Source organism: Bradyrhizobium sp. URHA0013, from assembly GCF_000518345.1.
Lineage (GTDB): Bacteria > Pseudomonadota > Alphaproteobacteria > Rhizobiales > Xanthobacteraceae > Bradyrhizobium.
Genome location: NZ_JADK01000008.1, coordinates 161,232 through 176,858, shown reverse-complemented (window position 1 = coordinate 176,858; position 15,627 = coordinate 161,232). Strand labels below are relative to the sequence as shown.

Here is a 15,627-nt window from a genome sequence, read left to right as displayed (position 1 = left end):
ATGTCGCGGGGTGGCGATTGGAACCGCCGTTAATGTGACCGTAAGCCGATTGCACGAATATGCAGGAATTACGGAGGTAATTTCATTCATGTACGGACGAGCAACGGCGAAGTTTCTGCCGCAATTCAAGCTTGGCACCAAGGCGCTCCTGTGCGCCGTGCTGCTGATCGCTATGAATACGGCGCTCGTGGTCGGCGCCGGCTATTGGTCGCTCAGCTCCGCTTTCAATGATCGCGCGCTCCGCGACATCGAGGTGAGTTTGCGCACGTTGGCTCTGGCCTTTGCCGAAATCGTTCCCGATGCGAAGATCACGATGCGGGATGGCGCGGTCGCGCGCGCCGAGATTCCCAAGATGCCGGACTTCAAGGATCACGCCATCGTCGATCGCGCGGTGTCCTATGTCGGCGGCAACGCGACCCTGTTCGTGTTCGACGATGCGAGCGGGCAGTTCGTGCGGCGCTCGACCAACGTGAAGAAGGAAAATGGCGACCGTGCCGTCGGGACCCAGCTTGCCGCCGATCACCCGGCGCAGGCGCTGCTGCGTCGTGGCGAGGCCTACAAGGGCCCGGCCACCCTGTTCGGCAAGTCCTTCATGACCGCCTATTTCCCGGTCGCCGACGCCAGCGGCAAGGTCGCCGGCATCCTCTATGTCGGCATCCCGATGGCCCAGTTCGAGAGCATGCTGGCCCAGACGATCGAAAGCATGGCGGCTGCCGCCGGCCTCGCCGCGTTGCTGGTGCTGGTCCTGACCTTGCTGGTCGTCCGCCGTGTCACCAAGCCGCTCACCTCGGTCACCCGCTCGCTGACGGCGCTCGCCGAAGGCCAGAGCGACGTCGAGATCGATTGCGAAAATCGCGCCGACGAGATCGGCGAGATCGCCCGCACGGTCGCGGTGTTCAGGAGCAATTCGCAGGAGCGGGCGCGGATGCGCAGCGAGCAGGCGGCGGCTTCGGCCGCAGCCGCCGAGCAGCGCAAATCCGAGTTGCGCAATTTCGTCGAGGAGTTCCGTGGCGGTGTCGGCGGCATTCTCGACAAGGTGCTGACATCGTCAGGGGAATTCGAGCGGACGGCGCGGCAGCTTACCGACACCGCGCGCTCCACCGCCGATCTGTCGGCGCGCTCGGCCGGAGCTTCCGAAAACGCCTCCGAGCACGTGCGTTCGGCGGCCTCGGCCTCGGACGAGCTGTCTCAATCGATCTCTGAAATCACCCGGCGGGTGCAGGAATCGAACGTCATTTCCGCCGAGGCCGTGCGGCAGGCCGAGGCGACCGATCAGCGCATCGCGCAGCTCTCCGAGGCAGGCGCGCGCATCGGCGATGTCGTCAAACTGATCACCTCGATCGCCGAGCAGACCAATCTGCTGGCGCTGAACGCGACCATCGAGGCCGCGCGCGCGGGCGATGCCGGCCGCGGCTTTGCGGTGGTGGCCCAGGAGGTCAAGACGCTCGCCGGCCAAACCGCCAAGGCGACCGACGAGATCTCGAACCAGATCGCCAGCATGCAGCTTGCGACCGAGGAATCGGTTGTCGCCATCAAGGCGATCAGCCAGACCATCGAGCGCATCAGCGGCATCGCGGGCTCGATCTCGGCGGCGGTCGAGCAGCAGAAGAGCGCGACCCAAAACATCGTCGCCAGCGTTCGCGCGGCGGTATCGGGCACGGCCGATGTCGCCGTCAACGTCCGTCAGGCCGCCGAGGGTGCGAACGAGACCGGTGAGACGTCCAGCCGGATGTTTGCCTCCGCCCAAGCGTTGTCGGGCGAGAGCCTGCATCTGAAGGCCGAGGTCGAGGGCTTTCTCGAACGCGTGCGCGCGGCGTAAGAGCTGACATCGTCATCCCGGGTGATGCTGACGCATCGCCCGGAATGACAGTTGGGTTATTTCGGCTGCGGCACGATCCGGATGTAGGGCTTCGGCTCCTTCCAGCCCTGCGGGTAGATCGTCTTGGCCTCGTCATTGGAGACCGAGCCCGCGATGATGACGTCGTCGCCCTGCGACCAGTCGGCCGGGGTCGCGACGCGATGCTTGGCGGTGAGCTGGAGCGAGTCGATGACGCGGAGGATCTCCTGGAAGTTCCGGCCCGTCGTCATCGGATAGACCAGCACCAGCTTGATCTTCTTGTCCGGCCCGATGATGAAGACGTTGCGGACGGTCTGGTTGTCAGCGGCGGTGCGGGTGAGGGGATCGCCCGAGATCGCGGCCGGCAGCATGCCGTACAGCTTGGAGACGTTGTAATCGGTGTCGCCGATCATCGGATAGTTCGGAGCCGCGCCTTGCGTCTCCTTGATGTCCTCCGACCATTTGGCGTGGCGATCGACCGGATCCACCGAGAGGCCCATCAGCTTGACGCCGCGCTTGTCGAATTCCGGCTTCAGCTTGGCGAGCGCGCCGAGTTCGGTTGTGCAAACCGGCGTGAAGTCCTTCGGGTGCGAGAACAGCAGCGCCCAGCTATTGCCGATCCAGTCGTGGAACTTGATCTTCCCTTCGGTGGTCTCGGCTTCGAAATCGGGGGCGGTGGCGCCGATCGGAAGTGTCATGGTTCTACCTCATGCTATTGAATTTACTTGAGAATTCATCTTTGACCGTCATGACCATTATAAGGTCTTCGCGATCCCAAGTGAACGCTAACTGAACCGCTTCAAGTAAAATGTGAATTCCTTCTTTGAAGGCCTGATTTCCTAGCACCTTTTTGTTACAGCGGCGCCTGCGGCGAAACATCTCCACCGGGGCTATACGGGCGTGATTGCCCCGAGAAAGCCTTTTATGACTTCCATCACCCTCGCCCGTCGCTTCCCAGAACCAAAATGGTCCTGACAGCGACCAATTGGCAACTATCTCGAAAAGTCGCGATCCCCGTACCGAATCATTAACCACCCCTTTACGCCGGCATGAAAATGCTGGCCGATCAGAAGAAATCTGGAAGTGAACTATGTCTGCCGCTGCGCATAAGTCTGTTGAGTCGCCGTCCCTCGAACCGTCCTGCCGCGATACCTCGGCCCATGCACTGACTATCGTGCGCGACGGCGTGATCACGGGCGAAGGCCCGACCACCAAGGGAAGGGTGCACTTCTCCCGCTCGCTCGATGCCGATGACACTGCCTGGTGCGTCCGCATTCTCACCGCCTCGGCCGTCAACGACCAGCCGGTCAGCCGTGCTGAAGCCGAAGCGCTGTTCGAGATCAACGAAGCTGCGACCGAGCGCACCGATGGCGGCCGGTTCGACGATTTGCTGGCCAAGGCGGTCGCCCATTATGCGGCGAGCGCCTCCGGCTTGAAGGTGCCGCCGCGTAGCCTCGCGCTGTCGGCCGAGTCCGATATCGAGGGGTGGGCGCCGTCCTATGCCTCCAAGGTCAACAGCGAAATGCTCGAGTGGATCGCCGGCCAGATGCGCGGCAAGCGCCAGAACAACCGTCGCCTGATGGCGATGGTGGCGACCTTCCTGGGCGCCACCGCGCTGCCTCTGGCGGGCCAATTGCCGAACGTGTTCGACATCGGCATGTAAAATTCTGCGCCTCTCACGAGGACGCATTTGAACGGCGGGGTTATTTCCCCGCCGTTTTTTGTTTGCCGGTGTCCAACTCGAGGCCGAGCGTGCGGCCCGGGAAACCGGCAGTGTCGAAATAGCGCTGGCTACCGACGCGCTGGAAGTTCAGCACGGTCTGAAGGCCGTTCTCTGACTTCTTCGACTTCTCGACCCCCTTGTACGCCTTCGGCACGATGCCGTTGGGCATGGCCTCCGACATCACGCGGCCGACGAGGCCGCCGTTCTGCGATGCGCGCAGGCCGAGGAGCTGGGCGGCCGTCATGCCGACGTCGGCATTGCTGACCGGGATCTCGCTGACATAGCCGGTTTTGAAGTCCGGACCGATCGCGGCCATGAAGTTCATGGTGTCGCCGCGGCTGAAGCTGCCATGCATGCCCTGGCCCTGGCGCAGCACGGTGTCGGCGACGTGCACCGAGCAGTTGGTCGGCGCCTCGCCGCAATCGCTGGCATAGGAGCGGAAGTTGACGACGATCGCCGGCGTCGGCGTCGCCGCCTTGCCGCGCAGGTTGACGCTCGACAGCGGCAGCGTGCCGGGGAAGCGGCCGAGCGAGTCGTCGACGAACAGGCCGGAGACGTAATCCTGCTCGAGCAGCACCTTGACGGTCTTGGCCGCCAGCTTCTTGTCCTTGTTCGGCAAATAGATCAGGTCGGAGCCGCCATTGGTGGCGACGATGAGATCGGGCTTTTCCGGATCCTTGCCGAGCACGCCGTTGCCGGCCTTGGGGTGCTTGTTGCCCTCGACCTTGGCGTTCTTGTCGTTGGGATCGAACAGCGGCAGGTCGAGCGCCTTGGCAAGGTCGAGCGCCAGAAAGCCCATCGGCAAAAAGTCCTTCGGCGTGTCGTCATAGCTGACCTTGGCCGAGGGGCTGGTCTTGCTTTCCTTGGAGATGGTCGAGAAGCCGTGGTCGGCTTGGACCATGATGTTGGTGTTTGCGGCAAGGCCGAGCTCGTCCAGCGCCTTGCGGAGCTGGGCGAGATTGTTGTCGGCATTCTTGATGCCGGCCATCGAGGTCGGCCCGTTGATGCCGGGCATGATCTGGTTGAGGCTGTCGCCGGTGTTGTGCTGACTGCCGTCGGGGTCGCGCGACCAGAACACCAGCACGAACGGCTTGTTGCGCGCCTTGAACATCGGCAGCACGACCTTGGCCGCGACGTCGGCGAAATAGGCCTGCTGCGCGACGTTGGCCGCCGTGGTGCCGGGCGTCTTGGCATCCCCCGCCTTGGAGTTGTCGCCGCGCGGCGGCGTGGCGAGGGGCAGGCCGGCCTTGGTGAGAGCGGCCTTGATCTCGTCCGATAGCGCCACGCCGTTCTTGCCGCCTGTGGCGTCGTCGAACACGACCGAATGCAGGCCGGCCTTTTCGGGCTTGTCGGTGTGGTCGAACTGATAGGTCGGACCATGCTTGCCGAGCGCGGCGGTGCTGTAGCCCTTGTCGCGGGCCAACTTCAGGATCGTGTCCTCGTTGAGGTAGTCGCCCTTGAAGTGCTCGTCGATGTCGCCGAGCACGGCGTCGTTCTCGATGAACGGGACGACGGTGTCGCCTGCGGGCACCGAGGTGTAGTTGGTCCAGATCGTGTTGGAGAACACGCCGGTGTCGCCGAGATAATGGCCGGTCGACATCGCCGAGCCGTTGGCCATGGTGAAGGTCGGGAATAGCGAGTGCGAATTCTTGAAATTGACGCCCTTGTCGCGGATTTCGGCCATTGCCGGGGCGGTCTCGGGTGTTACCTTCAGCGCCCGCAGACCGTCCGGAATGAACAGGATCAGGTTGCGGGGCGTGTTGTTCTCTGCGGAGGCAGGTCCGGTCGAAAGTCCGGCGGACAACACTGTCAGTCCGGCTGACAGCAACACCAATGAACGGCGCATCAAAATCTCTCCCTGCGAGGCGGCTTGGCCGCCAACCGCGGCCCCCGGCTTCGTTTAGTTTCGCTGCATGACGGTTTTGTTACAAGAGCGGAGCGGCATGTAAAGAAAGGGCAGGGCGGTCCGCGTGTCCCGGACGCGCTGCAGCGCACGGCCAAGAGGCGTTGCGCAGCGTCCGGGGCACGAGACAGGAATTTTGGTGGGCAGCTGCTTCAGCATCATCATTGCGAGCGCAGCGATGCAATCCAGAGTCTTTCCGCGGCGACAGCCTGGATTGCTTCGCTGCGCTCGCAATGACGGCGTCTTTGGGTGGCAGCGTCACGCTTCCATTCGCATTCCGGATCGCAGACACACCTTCGCCGTCTCGCGGCTTGTTTTGCCCGAGCTTTGCTTCATCGCCTCCCCCTCAAATGAAAGAGGGCGCAGGGAAGACCGAGTGCCGGCTGGCACCCGCGGTCCACTGTGCGAGATTGTCGTGAACAAGATTGCACAGCGGCATACAGGTGAAGCCCAACATCCGGCCTTCCCTGCGCAGTGGCTTTACGGCTTATGTCGCGCTCTCCCCGGGGAGCGATGCACTATTGCCCCCGTCGCCTTGCGGATGGCTGATGCGCGGGCCCGGTTGAGCCACCACATCACCGCAACGCTTGACGCACAGACCCCGGGCGTCAGGACCACACGATTTTGCCGTACGCCGATCACACCGGTCGTGTGCGCGAGGCCTTCACTCACGGTTGCCCGCCCTGCGAAGCCATTCGCGCCGATGTGACTAACGTCCACCGCCGTCCGGCCCGCGTTCGTGACGATCGCGATACGCCCCTCTTCCTTGGGCCGGAGTGAGAAATTCCTAACAAAAATCCGAATTCTAATAAAGAGAAATATTTTGCCGCCGTTCCGTTGACCCCGGACTTGGGTGTTTCGCCCGAAGTGACGCAAGGGATTGTGGCCCGGCGGTCAATCCGGCGCCGTCGGCACCAGTGTATTCTGCGCGACCGCCTTGGCCGGCGTTGCCGTCGCCGAATTGCGGCCGCCATTGGCCAGGTTGCGGCGAAGCGATGGCGGCGCCGCCTGGAGGGCAAAGATGATCGCGATCTGGGTCCGGTTCTGAAGGCGGTATTTGCGCATGATGTTGCCGATATGCGCCCGGACCGTGTTCTCCGAGATCTTGAGCTCGTAGGCTATGTTCTTGTTCTGCATTCCGCGTGCGATCAGCATCATCAGGTCCCGCTCGCGTGGCGTCGGCGTGATAGAATGTTTCGGATCCGGACTCATGACTGCTCCTCCGTGGCCTTTGGTCGATGCGAACACCCCAGCATATTCTCACTCCGTCTTGAGTGCCTCGATCGGGCTGAGCTTGGATGCCTTGTGGGCGGGATAAAAACCGAAGATCAGGCCGGTCGCGATCGAGAAGGCGAGGGCAAGGCCGATCGCCTGGCCGTCGATCGAGGTGATCCATCCTGCCATGCGAGCGACCGTCATCGAGAGCGTGACGCCGGCACCGACGCCGATCGCGCCGCCGAGCAGGCAGAGCACGAGCGCCTCGCAGAGAAACTGAAGACGGATGTCCCGCATCCGCCCGCCAAGCGCGCGGCGGATTCCGATCTCACGCGTGCGCTCGGTGACCGACACGATCATGACGTTCATGATGCTGATGCCGCCAACGAGCAGCGAGACCGAGGCGATGGCGACGAGCAGGAGCGCAACGGTGCGGATCGCTCCCTGCTGCGCTTCCATGGCGGCGGCCGGATCCTGGACCTTGAAGTCGTCCTCCTGGCCAGCGGGAATACGGTGGCGCTGCCGCAGCAGGTTTTCGATCTCCGTTCGCGCCCCCGCCATCTGTCCGTCCGCGGCCACCTTGGCGATGATGTAGGCGACCGAATCCCGGTTGATGTTGCTTGCGCTGCCGAGGAAGCGCAACTTGGCCGTGGTGAGCGGCACGAAGGCGACGTCGTCCTGCGCCGGTCCCTTGCGGTCGAGAACACCGACCACTTCGAGCGGCACCTTCATGATCCTGATCTGTGCGCCGATCGGGTCCTCGCCGGGCGCGAACAGCTCATGCGCCACCGTGCTGCCGAGGATCACGACCTTGCCGGCTCCTGCCTCCTCGCTTCCGGAAAAATAGCGCCCGGTCGCAAGCTGCCAGTCGCGCACCATGAAGTGCCCGGTCGTCGTCCCGTTGATGGTCGTGTTCCAGTTCTTGCTCTCGTGAATGATTTGCGCCGTTCCTGCAATCGAGCCGGCCGCAGCCTGGATCTCGGGGATCTGCTCGAGGATCGCCTGCACGTCACTCTCGGTCATGGTGAGCTTGCTGCCATCCTTGAGACGTACGCCGCCCTGGTAGACCGCGCCGGGGTTGATCATCAGCACGTTGGCGCCGATCGAGCGGATCTGCTCCTGCAGCCGAAGCTGCGCGCCGGACCCGATCGCAAACACGGTCACGATGGAGGCGACGCCGATCACGATGCCGAGCATGGTGAGGATGCTGCGCAACGGATTGAGGCGCAAGGCGTGCAACGCGATCTGGAAGCCCTGGAGCATCGTCATGGCGCAGCGCTCCGTTTCGGCAGGATCGGTACCAGCGTTTCGTCAGCGACGAGCTCGCCGTCATGCAGGCGGATCGTGCGCCCGCACTGGGTCGCGATCCCTGGATCATGCGTGATCATCACGATGGTCTGGCCGGTCCGGTTGAGCGCGGCGAACAGGGCCAGTATCTCGGCGCCGGTACGGCTGTCGAGCGCGCCGGTCGGCTCGTCGGCGAGCACGATCAGCGGAGAGGCGATCAGGGCGCGCGCGATCGCGACGCGCTGCTGCTCGCCGCCCGAGAGCTGCCGCGGGAAGTGGTGGGCCCGGTGCACCATGCCGACGGCCTCCAGGCTCTGCTCGGCGCGGGCCAGACGTTCCTTGCGGCCGATGCCGCAATAGACCAGCGGCAGTGCGACGTTCTCGATCGCATTGTGGCGCGCGAGCAGATTGTAGGACTGGAATACGAAGCCGATGCTGCGGGCGCGCAGGGACGACCGGTGGTCTTCCGAGAGATCGGCAACGTCGGTTCCCTCGAGATAGAGCGCGCCCTCGCTCGGCAGGTCGAGCAGCCCTAGCATGTTCATCAGCGTCGATTTTCCCGAGCCGGACGGTCCCATCACCGCGACGATCTCGCCTCGTTCGATGTCGAAGCTGACGTTGCGCACCGCGGCCACCGCCACTCCGTCGGCGCGATAGGTCCTGGAGACCGACTGCAGGCTGATGAGGGGCGGGAGGGCCGTCATGATCCGAACCTGATGCCGAGAAACTCCATGCCGGCCGGCCGGATGGCCTGGCCCACAGCGACCTGACTGCCCTCGACGAGGTCTCCGCTCCTGAGCGCGACCTGTTCGGTGCCGGCCGCGCCGACGGTCACGGGAATACGCCGGAGCGAGCCGCTTGCGGTGCGTGCCCACACCCCGCTGCGCGCCGCGGCATCCGGCTGCGTGCCGGAGGGCTGGAAGCGCAACGCGGCAAGCGGCACTTTCAGCACGTCATCCTGCCGCTCGATCACGATCTTCACCAAGGCGGTCATGCCGGGCAGCAACGCGCCGTCAAGGTTGGAGGTCGCCAGGACGACGGTGTAGGTCACGACGTGCTGCTGGTTCTGCGGAGCCTTGCGCACCTGCCGCACCACCGCCTCGAAGCGGCGGTCCGGGTAGGCATCCACCGTGAAATGGGCGCGCTGGTCGGGGGCGATGCGCCCGATATCGGCTTCGTCGACCTGCGCGTGGATCTCCATGTCCTCCAGCCGGTGCGCGACCACGAACGTGGTGCGCGATTCCAGTCCGACCGCGAGCGTCTGGCCCTCGTTGACGAACCTGCCGACGACGACGCCGTCGATCGGCGAGCGGATCACGGTGCGGTCGAGATCGGCCTGGGCCGCAGCGAGAACGGCCGCCTTCTCCGGTACGGCCATTCGTGCCTGTTGCAATTCCGCCTCGATCCGGCGGATATCGGCCTGCGCGCCGTCGACTGAGTAGGCGTTCAGGGACATGAGGACTTCGGCTTCGCGCTCTTGGGCAAGCCTCGCGGTGAACTCCGTCTGGGCGTCATCCACCGCCGTTATCGCCACGACGTTTTGTGACTGTAGAGCCAGCTTGCGCTGCAAGGTCTTCTGCGCCGACGCCTTGACCGCCTGCGCGCTGTCGAGCTTGGCCACGAGTACGTCTCTGCTGCCCCTGGCGTTTTGCAGATCGATCCTGGCGCGGTCGAGCTTGGCCCGCTCGATGTCGACAAAGGAGTTCGCCACCGCCACCGCCGCCCTGGCTTCGTCGACCTTGGCCGCAAAGCTGCGCGGATCGATCAGGGCGAGCGGCTGATCCTTGCTGACAGTGTCGTTGAAATCGACATAGACCCGGGCGAGCTGCCCGGATAACTGGGAACCCACCTCGATCGTCTTGACCGGCTGCAGGGCGCCGGTGACGGTGATGGTCTGCTCGATGCTGCCGCGCTGGATTGAGGCAAAGCGGAACACGGGAGCATCCGATCCGAAGCTCCGTGCTTCCGGCCCGACGGGTTTGAGCAGCCGTTGGGTCGATTCATAGGCGCGGGCCGCTTTCTCCGCCGCGGCCCCGGCCGCGTCGCCGATGACGGCCGGCCCCGCGGCGTAGACCGTGGCGAGGCCGCATGCAGTTCCGAGCAAGGCAATAACTGGCACAAATCGCATATCAAAAACCCCGCCTCTTGAAATGGCATCGTTGGCGGCACAGACAAAGGTCGCGCTATGGTTGTAAATCCCAGAAAACGCAGTCGATCGTCAGTGTGTCGCTGTTGCCGGGGCGACGGTCGGGCGCGCTTGATGATCCAGAAGTAAAGTCTGCGGGGTGCTATCTTTCGTGACTTGCCGGAAATGCATACGGAGCGTATCGATATGACGCGCGCGGTATCGAACTCGACAAGCTGACTGAACGTCCCGTCTGCTCTGGCCGAAGCGGCCAGCGCCCGGCGTTCAAGTCGGCACGTGGGTGGCGACGCCATGACGCAGTCGGCGATACCGAAGTTCCGACGCCAGATCGTCGCATTGTCGATATCGCGCATCGCCATGATGCCGCAGGTCGCCAGGGCGAATCCCCCCAATCACGAAACCCGATATGTGAACGCCTTCACTCGTCTTGAACGGGTGTTGGCCCTAAGACGTCGAAGCGGCGGACCGGAGCGACTCGCTCGATCCCCGCGAATTCATCCAAGCACCTTGATCTCGCTTGCAAGAAGAATGGATGGCTCGTTGCTTGTTCATCGAGCCCCAAGCCGGGGAGCCCGTTGCCATGAGTTCAGGTCAAGCTACAGTTTATGTCATTGACGACGAGATCCAGATTCGAACCGCGATAGGAAGTCTCTGCGAGGAGACCGGGCATCAGGTAAAATTGTTTGCATCGACCGACGAGTTTCTCGGGGAGATTATTTCCGGCGGGCCTTCATGCCTCGTGCTCGACGTCCGCTTTCCCGGCACCGCGCCGACCGGCCTCGAGCTTCAGCGCCGGCTCGCCGAGACGGGCGTGCTCATCCCGATCGTTTTCATCAGCGGCCATTCCGACGTCCGCGTCTCGGTAGAGGCGATGAAGCGCGGCGCAGTCGAGTTTCTTCCAAAACCCTTCCGCGAGCAGGAGATCCTCGACGCTATCAGGCACGGCATCGAGCGCGACCGCAGGCGGCTCGAACGTGAAGATAGCGTGCGCGAAGCGCGCCAGCGCGTCGAGACGCTCACGGCGAGGGAGCGCGAGATCATGCTGTTGATGGCCGAAGGTCTCGTTGCCAAGCAGATCGCCGCGAGACTCGGCGTGAGCGAAGTGACGGCCAAGGTCCATCGCACCAGGATGATGCGAAAGCTGGAGCTTCGTTCGCCGATCGAGGTGGTGCGGTTGGTCGACAGCATGGGACGCGAAGACGAGACAACACGAACCGGCACGGGACAACCGTACAGCTAGTGCGCGGACACCTAAGGCGCAGCGCAACGTCTAGTCCGTACCGATTAGCATGAACTGCAGTCTGTCGCATGCAGCCCGATCGGTTCAAAGTCGGTCCTGCGATGTCGGCCTCCTCCAAGACGGCATCCGAACCCAGTCAGAGATCTTAGCCAGAAAGGATATTCCATGCGCAAATTGTTTTTTGCTTCCGTTGCCGTGCTCGCCCTGTCCTCCGCCGCGCAGGCCGCCAACACCTCGACCACCGTGCAGGTGGGCGTCGTGAACGGTTCCAGCGTCTCGCAGCAGGGCCTCACCAACGACACCTCTTCGACCAGCCAGCTCGGCATCATCAACAGCGCGAGCACGATGCAGGGCACCAGCGCGGCCTCACTCAACAACGGCAGCACGGTCAACCAGGTCGGCGTGCAGAACTCGGCGACGACCGGCCAGGTGGCGTTCGGCAACAACGGCAGCGCGATCACCCAGAACTCGTTCGGGCCTGCCGCGCTCCAGAACAACGCCGCTGCCGTCGGACAACTCAGCGTGTTCGGCGTCAACGGCAGCACCGTCTCGCAGACGGCGCACTAAGCCAGCCCCGTTTGGCCGGACGCGTCAACTGCGGCGCGTCCGCGCCATCCTTGAAAGCACCGCCTCGGGCCGGACGACTCGGTGAGAGCTTGTCCGCCGACTTTCGCGGAGGAAATGTCATGCATCAAAAATATCTAGTTGCCACGATCGTCGCGTTCAGCTTGCTGACCGCCGTCGATGCCCAGGCCGGCAACTCGGCCAGCGTGCTGCAATTCGGCACCACCAACAACTCCTTCATCTCGCAGAGTGGCGGCACCAACAACAGCGCCACCACGATGCAATTCGGCGCCACCAATACTGCGACCACGTTGCAGACGGGCTCGCTCCTCACCGTCAACACTTCGGTGATCGGGCAGGGCGGCACCACCGCGACGGCGTCCAACACCGCGTTACTCGGCCAGGCCGGTGGCTTTAATTCGAGCCTGATCGGCCAGATCGGCGCGAACAACGCGGCGGCCGTCGGACAGCTCGGAATCCTGAACGGCTCGACAATTTTGCAGCAGACTCCTTGATCGCAAATCAATTTTCAGTCGCGAGGCATGTCATGAGGCATTTTTCAGGCGCCGCCTGTGGCGCATTTCTCACCTTGTGTTGCGTGGGCGCCGGATCGGCCGGTGCGCAGACCGCCGACATCAAGACCATCGTATCGCTCGGCGGCCCGCCGGTCGTGCTGAACCAGAACAGCCAGCTCAACATGGCCGGCGTGTTCATGATCGGCGGCAGCACCAGCGCGACCGTCACTCAAAACGGCACAAACAACGCGACCGGAATCCTGCAATTCGGCGGGACGACATCGGCATCGGTCGGGCAGGCGGGCGTGAACAATGTCGCGTTTGTCGGCCAGGCCGGCCAGTCCACCAGCAGTTTCCTGGCTCAGTTCGGTGCGTTCAACTCGGCGACTGTTGTCCAGAATAGCCATTGAGCCGGGCGCGACCTCGTCGCCAGAAATGTAATGGGGGCAAGCGATGAAATGCGCTAGGCTACTCCTGGCATTGGCGGCATTGTTCGCCGTCAGCGTCGCGTCCGAGGCATCCGCCGGATCCGTCCAGCGCGGCGTAACGAACCGGAACGTGAGCATCGAAACGGTCGTGCAGTTCGGCAACAATGTCCAGCCGGTCACGATCGAAGAGAACAGCCGTATCAATATCGCGCGTGTCATCCAGATCGGTGGCACGGGAACGGTCGATGCGACGATCATCCAGAACGGCACGCGAAATTATGTCGACGTGATCCAGGTGGGTGGCACGACCAATTTGGCGATCGGTCAGTCGGGCGTGAGCAACATTGCCGATATCACCCAGGTCGGCAAGTCCACCAACGCCCTTCTGCTCCAGATCGGAGACATGAACACGGGAACGGTGCGACAATTCGGGCGCTTCAACTGGCTGTCGATATTTCAGTTCAGCCGGTGATCGTGAAGATGAGGTGCAACATGAGGTTTATCGCACTTGCAGCAGGGACGATCATCATGATGGCAACGGCAACCGGGCCGGCGGGAGCCGGCGAGTCAGGTGACGGCCACACCACAATAGTTCAGGACGAGAATGGCACGTCCGTCATCACCCAGAGCGGCGATCCGGCGCAAGCCGAGGTCAAGATCGAGAAGGAGCCCGGGCGCACCACGGTCTATCGCCGCAGCGGTGGCAACACCACCATCGTGACGCAGGGCACCGGAAATGCGCAGGATATGCTGGACTGGCTGCGCAAGCAGCAGGGCCGCTGACGCACGAAGGCCCACCGTCCGCGATGGACGATGGGCCAGATCGTGAGCGGGCGTTACCAGCTGCGATAGACGCCGGTCAGTGTACCGTTGTTATTGCCCTCCGGGCCGACATCGCCCTGCGTCGAGCTCGGCGCCGGATGATTGGTGCCGTTGAGCGCACCGTATGGTCCAGCGACATCCGGATAGTACGCGCGGGGCTGAACCGGCTGATAGGCCGGGGCGGTGCGGTCCCATCCCGCGCGCGATCCGTTCCAATCATAGCCCTGAGCCGAGGCGGCCGACGTGCCCGCGACGAGTGAAGCCGTGATCAGGCAGAGGAGTTTCGACTTATTCTGCATTGGAGATGCTCCTTGCTTGTGTAGGGAGCCAACGACCGCAGTGCGGGAGCGTTCCGGGTGTCGTCGATCGAACCGATCAACTCCGATCAACTGGTTATGAAGTCCGTTTTCCGGAACACGTGCGACATCAGCCGGAATCCCGGGCGTCTTGCCGCAGTCTGTTCCCCGTTAATTCCGTGCCTTAACCAATAATTAATTATACGTTTGCGGGTGGGCGACAGCCCGGCCTAGCGTGTCGTGGGGAGCCGCTATCCGCGAAGCCAAACGAGTTGGTGCGTATCATGATGTCCAGATCATTTGGGGCGTTGCTCGCCTCGCTCAGCGCAGCCGCGCTGCTCCTTGCCCCCAGCGACAGCTTTGCCCGACCCGGCGGCACCGTCGGACATGCCGCCACGCCTTCCGGTCCGGCGGCGCGTCCGCCGATTGCGCCGGGCGCCAGGTTCCGTGGCCGCAACACGCCTTGGGTCTACTGGCCAGGCGGCGGCGGGTTCTACTATGACAATGCAGGTTACGGTCAGCCTTTTGCCGAGACCGCCCAACCCGTTTCCAGCGACGTGCGCTATACCTATACGTACGACGTTCCCTGGGATTGGACACATCGCTTCCCGCCGAACGTGGTGCCGTCCGACCGGCCCTACGTGCCGAGCTGTCCGACGGAGCAGGTGACTGTGCCCGGCCGCGGCGGCGGCGAGCACACCGTGAACATCATGCGCTGCTACTGAGCTAGCCCAGCTCGAAACTGGTCACGCCGAAGACGCGGTCGATCCGCAGCGGCGCGATAGGTCCCGTGTACATCCGCGCCGTCTCGAACACCGGCTTCAACCCGAGCGATTCCGCGAGCGCAATCGCCTCGCGATTGACGGCGGGGACGTCGAGGAATATCTCGCCGCCGTTCGCGCTCGCCAGCAAGGCCTGCACGATCGCCTCCGCCGCCGCGCGGTCGTCGGCGACGAGCGGGCCGATCTTGCGGCCGGTCCGGCACGGCCGGATCACACCCCATGCCGCGAGCTTGCCATCGCGCAGCAATGCGCGACCGACATGTCCTGACGTGCCGATCCAGGCCCGCAGGAAGGCACTGCGCGGAGCCGGAAACACCGTTGCATCGTTGGCTTCAACGAGCGCGAACGGGATCGTGTCGAGCGCAACGACATCGGCGGGCGGCCTCGATGGTGCGGCGGCGATGCCGCCATAGCGGATATTGGCGTAAGCAAGCTGGAAGCCGGACTTTCGGTAATTGTCCTGCTGCGCCACGACGCCGTCGAGACCGATCACGCGAGCGCCCGCATGCGCAATCGCAGCGTTCCAGATGCGCAGGCCGTGGCCTCTGTCGCGATGATCCGATCGCACGATGTAGAAGCCGAGAAATGCGAAGCGATCGTCGTAGTTGACGCAGGAGACGGTCGCGACCGGCTCGCCGTCGATCTCGCCGACAAAGAAGCCACGCGCGTCCGGGATCGCGAAACAGGCGGCGTCGGAGAAGCCCGGATTCCAGCCCTCCGCCGCGGCCCAGTCGACAGCGATGGCGATCTCCTCGGGGCGCAAATTGCGGATCTGCAAATCGCTCATCTTTCAAGTCGCTTTCGACGGTGGACCTTCCGCCTGGTCCGGCGGTAGAAGGCCTCATGATAGGCCGGGCATGCGGCTCGCC

General features: G+C 63.7%; 17 protein-coding genes. 9 read left to right on the top strand and 8 right to left on the bottom strand.

Annotation, left to right across the window (positions count from 1 at the left end; genetic code table 11):
- Positions 1-88: 88 nt before the first annotated feature.
- Positions 89-1,819 carry a methyl-accepting chemotaxis protein gene (locus tag N551_RS0113610; protein WP_027567441.1) on the top strand — a complete coding sequence of 577 codons (1,731 nt, stop codon included), beginning with the start codon at positions 89-91 and terminating at the stop codon, positions 1,817-1,819.
- 56 nt (positions 1,820-1,875) lie between these two features.
- Here N551_RS0113610 and N551_RS0113605 read toward each other — a convergent pair whose 3' ends face one another.
- On the bottom strand, positions 1,876-2,535 hold the full coding sequence (locus N551_RS0113605; protein ID WP_007603114.1) for a peroxiredoxin: 660 nt from the start codon (positions 2,533-2,535) through the stop codon (positions 1,876-1,878).
- Between the two features lie 392 nt (positions 2,536-2,927).
- Here N551_RS0113605 and N551_RS0113595 point away from each other — a divergent pair, with 392 nt between their 5' ends.
- Entirely contained in the window at positions 2,928-3,500 is a 573-nt protein-coding gene (locus tag N551_RS0113595; RefSeq protein WP_027567439.1) for a hypothetical protein, read from the top strand.
- A 40-nt stretch (positions 3,501-3,540) separates the two neighbouring features.
- Here N551_RS0113595 and N551_RS0113590 read toward each other — a convergent pair whose 3' ends face one another.
- The 5 genes from N551_RS0113590 to N551_RS0113570 all read right to left on the bottom strand — a co-directional run bounded on the left by N551_RS0113590 (position 3,541) and on the right by N551_RS0113570 (position 10,093).
- Positions 3,541-5,406 carry an alkaline phosphatase family protein gene (locus tag N551_RS0113590; protein ID WP_027567438.1) on the bottom strand — a complete coding sequence of 622 codons (1,866 nt, stop codon included), beginning with the start codon at positions 5,404-5,406 and terminating at the stop codon, positions 3,541-3,543.
- Positions 5,407-6,357: 951 nt separating this feature from the next.
- Positions 6,358-6,675, bottom strand: coding sequence for a response regulator transcription factor (locus tag N551_RS0113585; RefSeq protein WP_027567437.1), 318 nt, complete (start codon positions 6,673-6,675; stop codon positions 6,358-6,360).
- Positions 6,676-6,723: 48 nt separating this feature from the next.
- On the bottom strand, positions 6,724-7,947 hold the full coding sequence (locus tag N551_RS0113580; protein ID WP_027518531.1) for an ABC transporter permease: 1,224 nt from the start codon (positions 7,945-7,947) through the stop codon (positions 6,724-6,726).
- Positions 7,944-8,669 carry an ABC transporter ATP-binding protein gene (locus N551_RS0113575; RefSeq protein ID WP_027567436.1) on the bottom strand — a complete coding sequence of 242 codons (726 nt, stop codon included), beginning with the start codon at positions 8,667-8,669 and terminating at the stop codon, positions 7,944-7,946. The genes N551_RS0113580 and N551_RS0113575 overlap by 4 nt, the downstream gene beginning before the upstream one ends.
- Positions 8,666-10,093: an efflux RND transporter periplasmic adaptor subunit gene (locus N551_RS0113570; protein WP_027567435.1), complete on the bottom strand. Its 1,428-nt coding sequence runs from the start codon at positions 10,091-10,093 to the stop codon at positions 8,666-8,668. Before N551_RS0113570 ends, N551_RS0113575 begins: the two co-directional genes overlap by 4 nt.
- A 598-nt stretch (positions 10,094-10,691) precedes the next feature.
- Here N551_RS0113570 and N551_RS0113565 point away from each other — a divergent pair.
- The 6 genes from N551_RS0113565 to N551_RS0113540 all read left to right on the top strand — a co-directional run bounded on the left by N551_RS0113565 (position 10,692) and on the right by N551_RS0113540 (position 13,641).
- Complete coding sequence (locus N551_RS0113565) at positions 10,692-11,351, top strand: response regulator transcription factor (protein WP_027567434.1); 660 nt, start codon at positions 10,692-10,694, stop codon at positions 11,349-11,351.
- A 165-nt stretch (positions 11,352-11,516) separates the two neighbouring features.
- On the top strand, positions 11,517-11,918 hold the full coding sequence (locus N551_RS0113560; protein WP_027567433.1) for a hypothetical protein: 402 nt from the start codon (positions 11,517-11,519) through the stop codon (positions 11,916-11,918).
- 119 nt (positions 11,919-12,037) lie between these two features.
- Positions 12,038-12,430: a curlin gene (locus N551_RS0113555; RefSeq protein WP_027567432.1), complete on the top strand. Its 393-nt coding sequence runs from the start codon at positions 12,038-12,040 to the stop codon at positions 12,428-12,430.
- A 32-nt stretch (positions 12,431-12,462) separates the two neighbouring features.
- Positions 12,463-12,840: a curlin gene (locus tag N551_RS0113550; protein WP_027567431.1), complete on the top strand. Its 378-nt coding sequence runs from the start codon at positions 12,463-12,465 to the stop codon at positions 12,838-12,840.
- Between the two features lie 148 nt (positions 12,841-12,988).
- Entirely contained in the window at positions 12,989-13,330 is a 342-nt protein-coding gene (locus tag N551_RS0113545) for a curlin (RefSeq protein WP_245287772.1), read from the top strand.
- 20 nt (positions 13,331-13,350) lie between these two features.
- Complete coding sequence (locus N551_RS0113540; RefSeq protein ID WP_027567429.1) at positions 13,351-13,641, top strand: hypothetical protein; 291 nt, start codon at positions 13,351-13,353, stop codon at positions 13,639-13,641.
- Between the two features lie 53 nt (positions 13,642-13,694).
- Here the strand turns inward: N551_RS0113540 and N551_RS0113535 are convergent, their stop codons facing one another.
- Positions 13,695-13,979: a hypothetical protein gene (locus N551_RS0113535; protein ID WP_027567428.1), complete on the bottom strand. Its 285-nt coding sequence runs from the start codon at positions 13,977-13,979 to the stop codon at positions 13,695-13,697.
- Positions 13,980-14,260: 281 nt separating this feature from the next.
- Between N551_RS0113535 and N551_RS0113530 the strand changes: the two genes are divergently transcribed.
- Positions 14,261-14,701 (top strand): hypothetical protein, encoded by a 441-nt coding sequence (locus N551_RS0113530; RefSeq protein ID WP_027567427.1) that lies wholly within the window; start codon positions 14,261-14,263, stop codon positions 14,699-14,701.
- Position 14,702: 1 nt separating this feature from the next.
- Here the strand turns inward: N551_RS0113530 and N551_RS0113525 are convergent, their stop codons facing one another.
- Complete coding sequence (locus tag N551_RS0113525; protein WP_027567426.1) at positions 14,703-15,545, bottom strand: GNAT family N-acetyltransferase; 843 nt, start codon at positions 15,543-15,545, stop codon at positions 14,703-14,705.
- Positions 15,546-15,627: the final 82 nt, after the last annotated feature.

Coding starts and splice junctions, on each gene's coding strand:
- N551_RS0113610 (WP_027567441.1), top strand. CDS start 89: ATGTACGGACGAGCAACGGCGAAGTTTCTGCCGCAATTCAAGCTTGGC.
- N551_RS0113605 (WP_007603114.1), bottom strand. CDS start 2,535: ATGACACTTCCGATCGGCGCCACCGCCCCCGATTTCGAAGCCGAGACC.
- N551_RS0113595 (WP_027567439.1), top strand. CDS start 2,928: ATGTCTGCCGCTGCGCATAAGTCTGTTGAGTCGCCGTCCCTCGAACCG.
- N551_RS0113590 (WP_027567438.1), bottom strand. CDS start 5,406: ATGCGCCGTTCATTGGTGTTGCTGTCAGCCGGACTGACAGTGTTGTCC.
- N551_RS0113585 (WP_027567437.1), bottom strand. CDS start 6,675: ATGAGTCCGGATCCGAAACATTCTATCACGCCGACGCCACGCGAGCGG.
- N551_RS0113580 (WP_027518531.1), bottom strand. CDS start 7,947: ATGACGATGCTCCAGGGCTTCCAGATCGCGTTGCACGCCTTGCGCCTC.
- N551_RS0113575 (WP_027567436.1), bottom strand. CDS start 8,669: ATGACGGCCCTCCCGCCCCTCATCAGCCTGCAGTCGGTCTCCAGGACC.
- N551_RS0113570 (WP_027567435.1), bottom strand. CDS start 10,093: ATGCGATTTGTGCCAGTTATTGCCTTGCTCGGAACTGCATGCGGCCTC.
- N551_RS0113565 (WP_027567434.1), top strand. CDS start 10,692: ATGAGTTCAGGTCAAGCTACAGTTTATGTCATTGACGACGAGATCCAG.
- N551_RS0113560 (WP_027567433.1), top strand. CDS start 11,517: ATGCGCAAATTGTTTTTTGCTTCCGTTGCCGTGCTCGCCCTGTCCTCC.
- N551_RS0113555 (WP_027567432.1), top strand. CDS start 12,038: ATGCATCAAAAATATCTAGTTGCCACGATCGTCGCGTTCAGCTTGCTG.
- N551_RS0113550 (WP_027567431.1), top strand. CDS start 12,463: ATGAGGCATTTTTCAGGCGCCGCCTGTGGCGCATTTCTCACCTTGTGT.
- N551_RS0113540 (WP_027567429.1), top strand. CDS start 13,351: ATGAGGTTTATCGCACTTGCAGCAGGGACGATCATCATGATGGCAACG.
- N551_RS0113535 (WP_027567428.1), bottom strand. CDS start 13,979: ATGCAGAATAAGTCGAAACTCCTCTGCCTGATCACGGCTTCACTCGTC.
- N551_RS0113530 (WP_027567427.1), top strand. CDS start 14,261: ATGATGTCCAGATCATTTGGGGCGTTGCTCGCCTCGCTCAGCGCAGCC.
- N551_RS0113525 (WP_027567426.1), bottom strand. CDS start 15,545: ATGAGCGATTTGCAGATCCGCAATTTGCGCCCCGAGGAGATCGCCATC.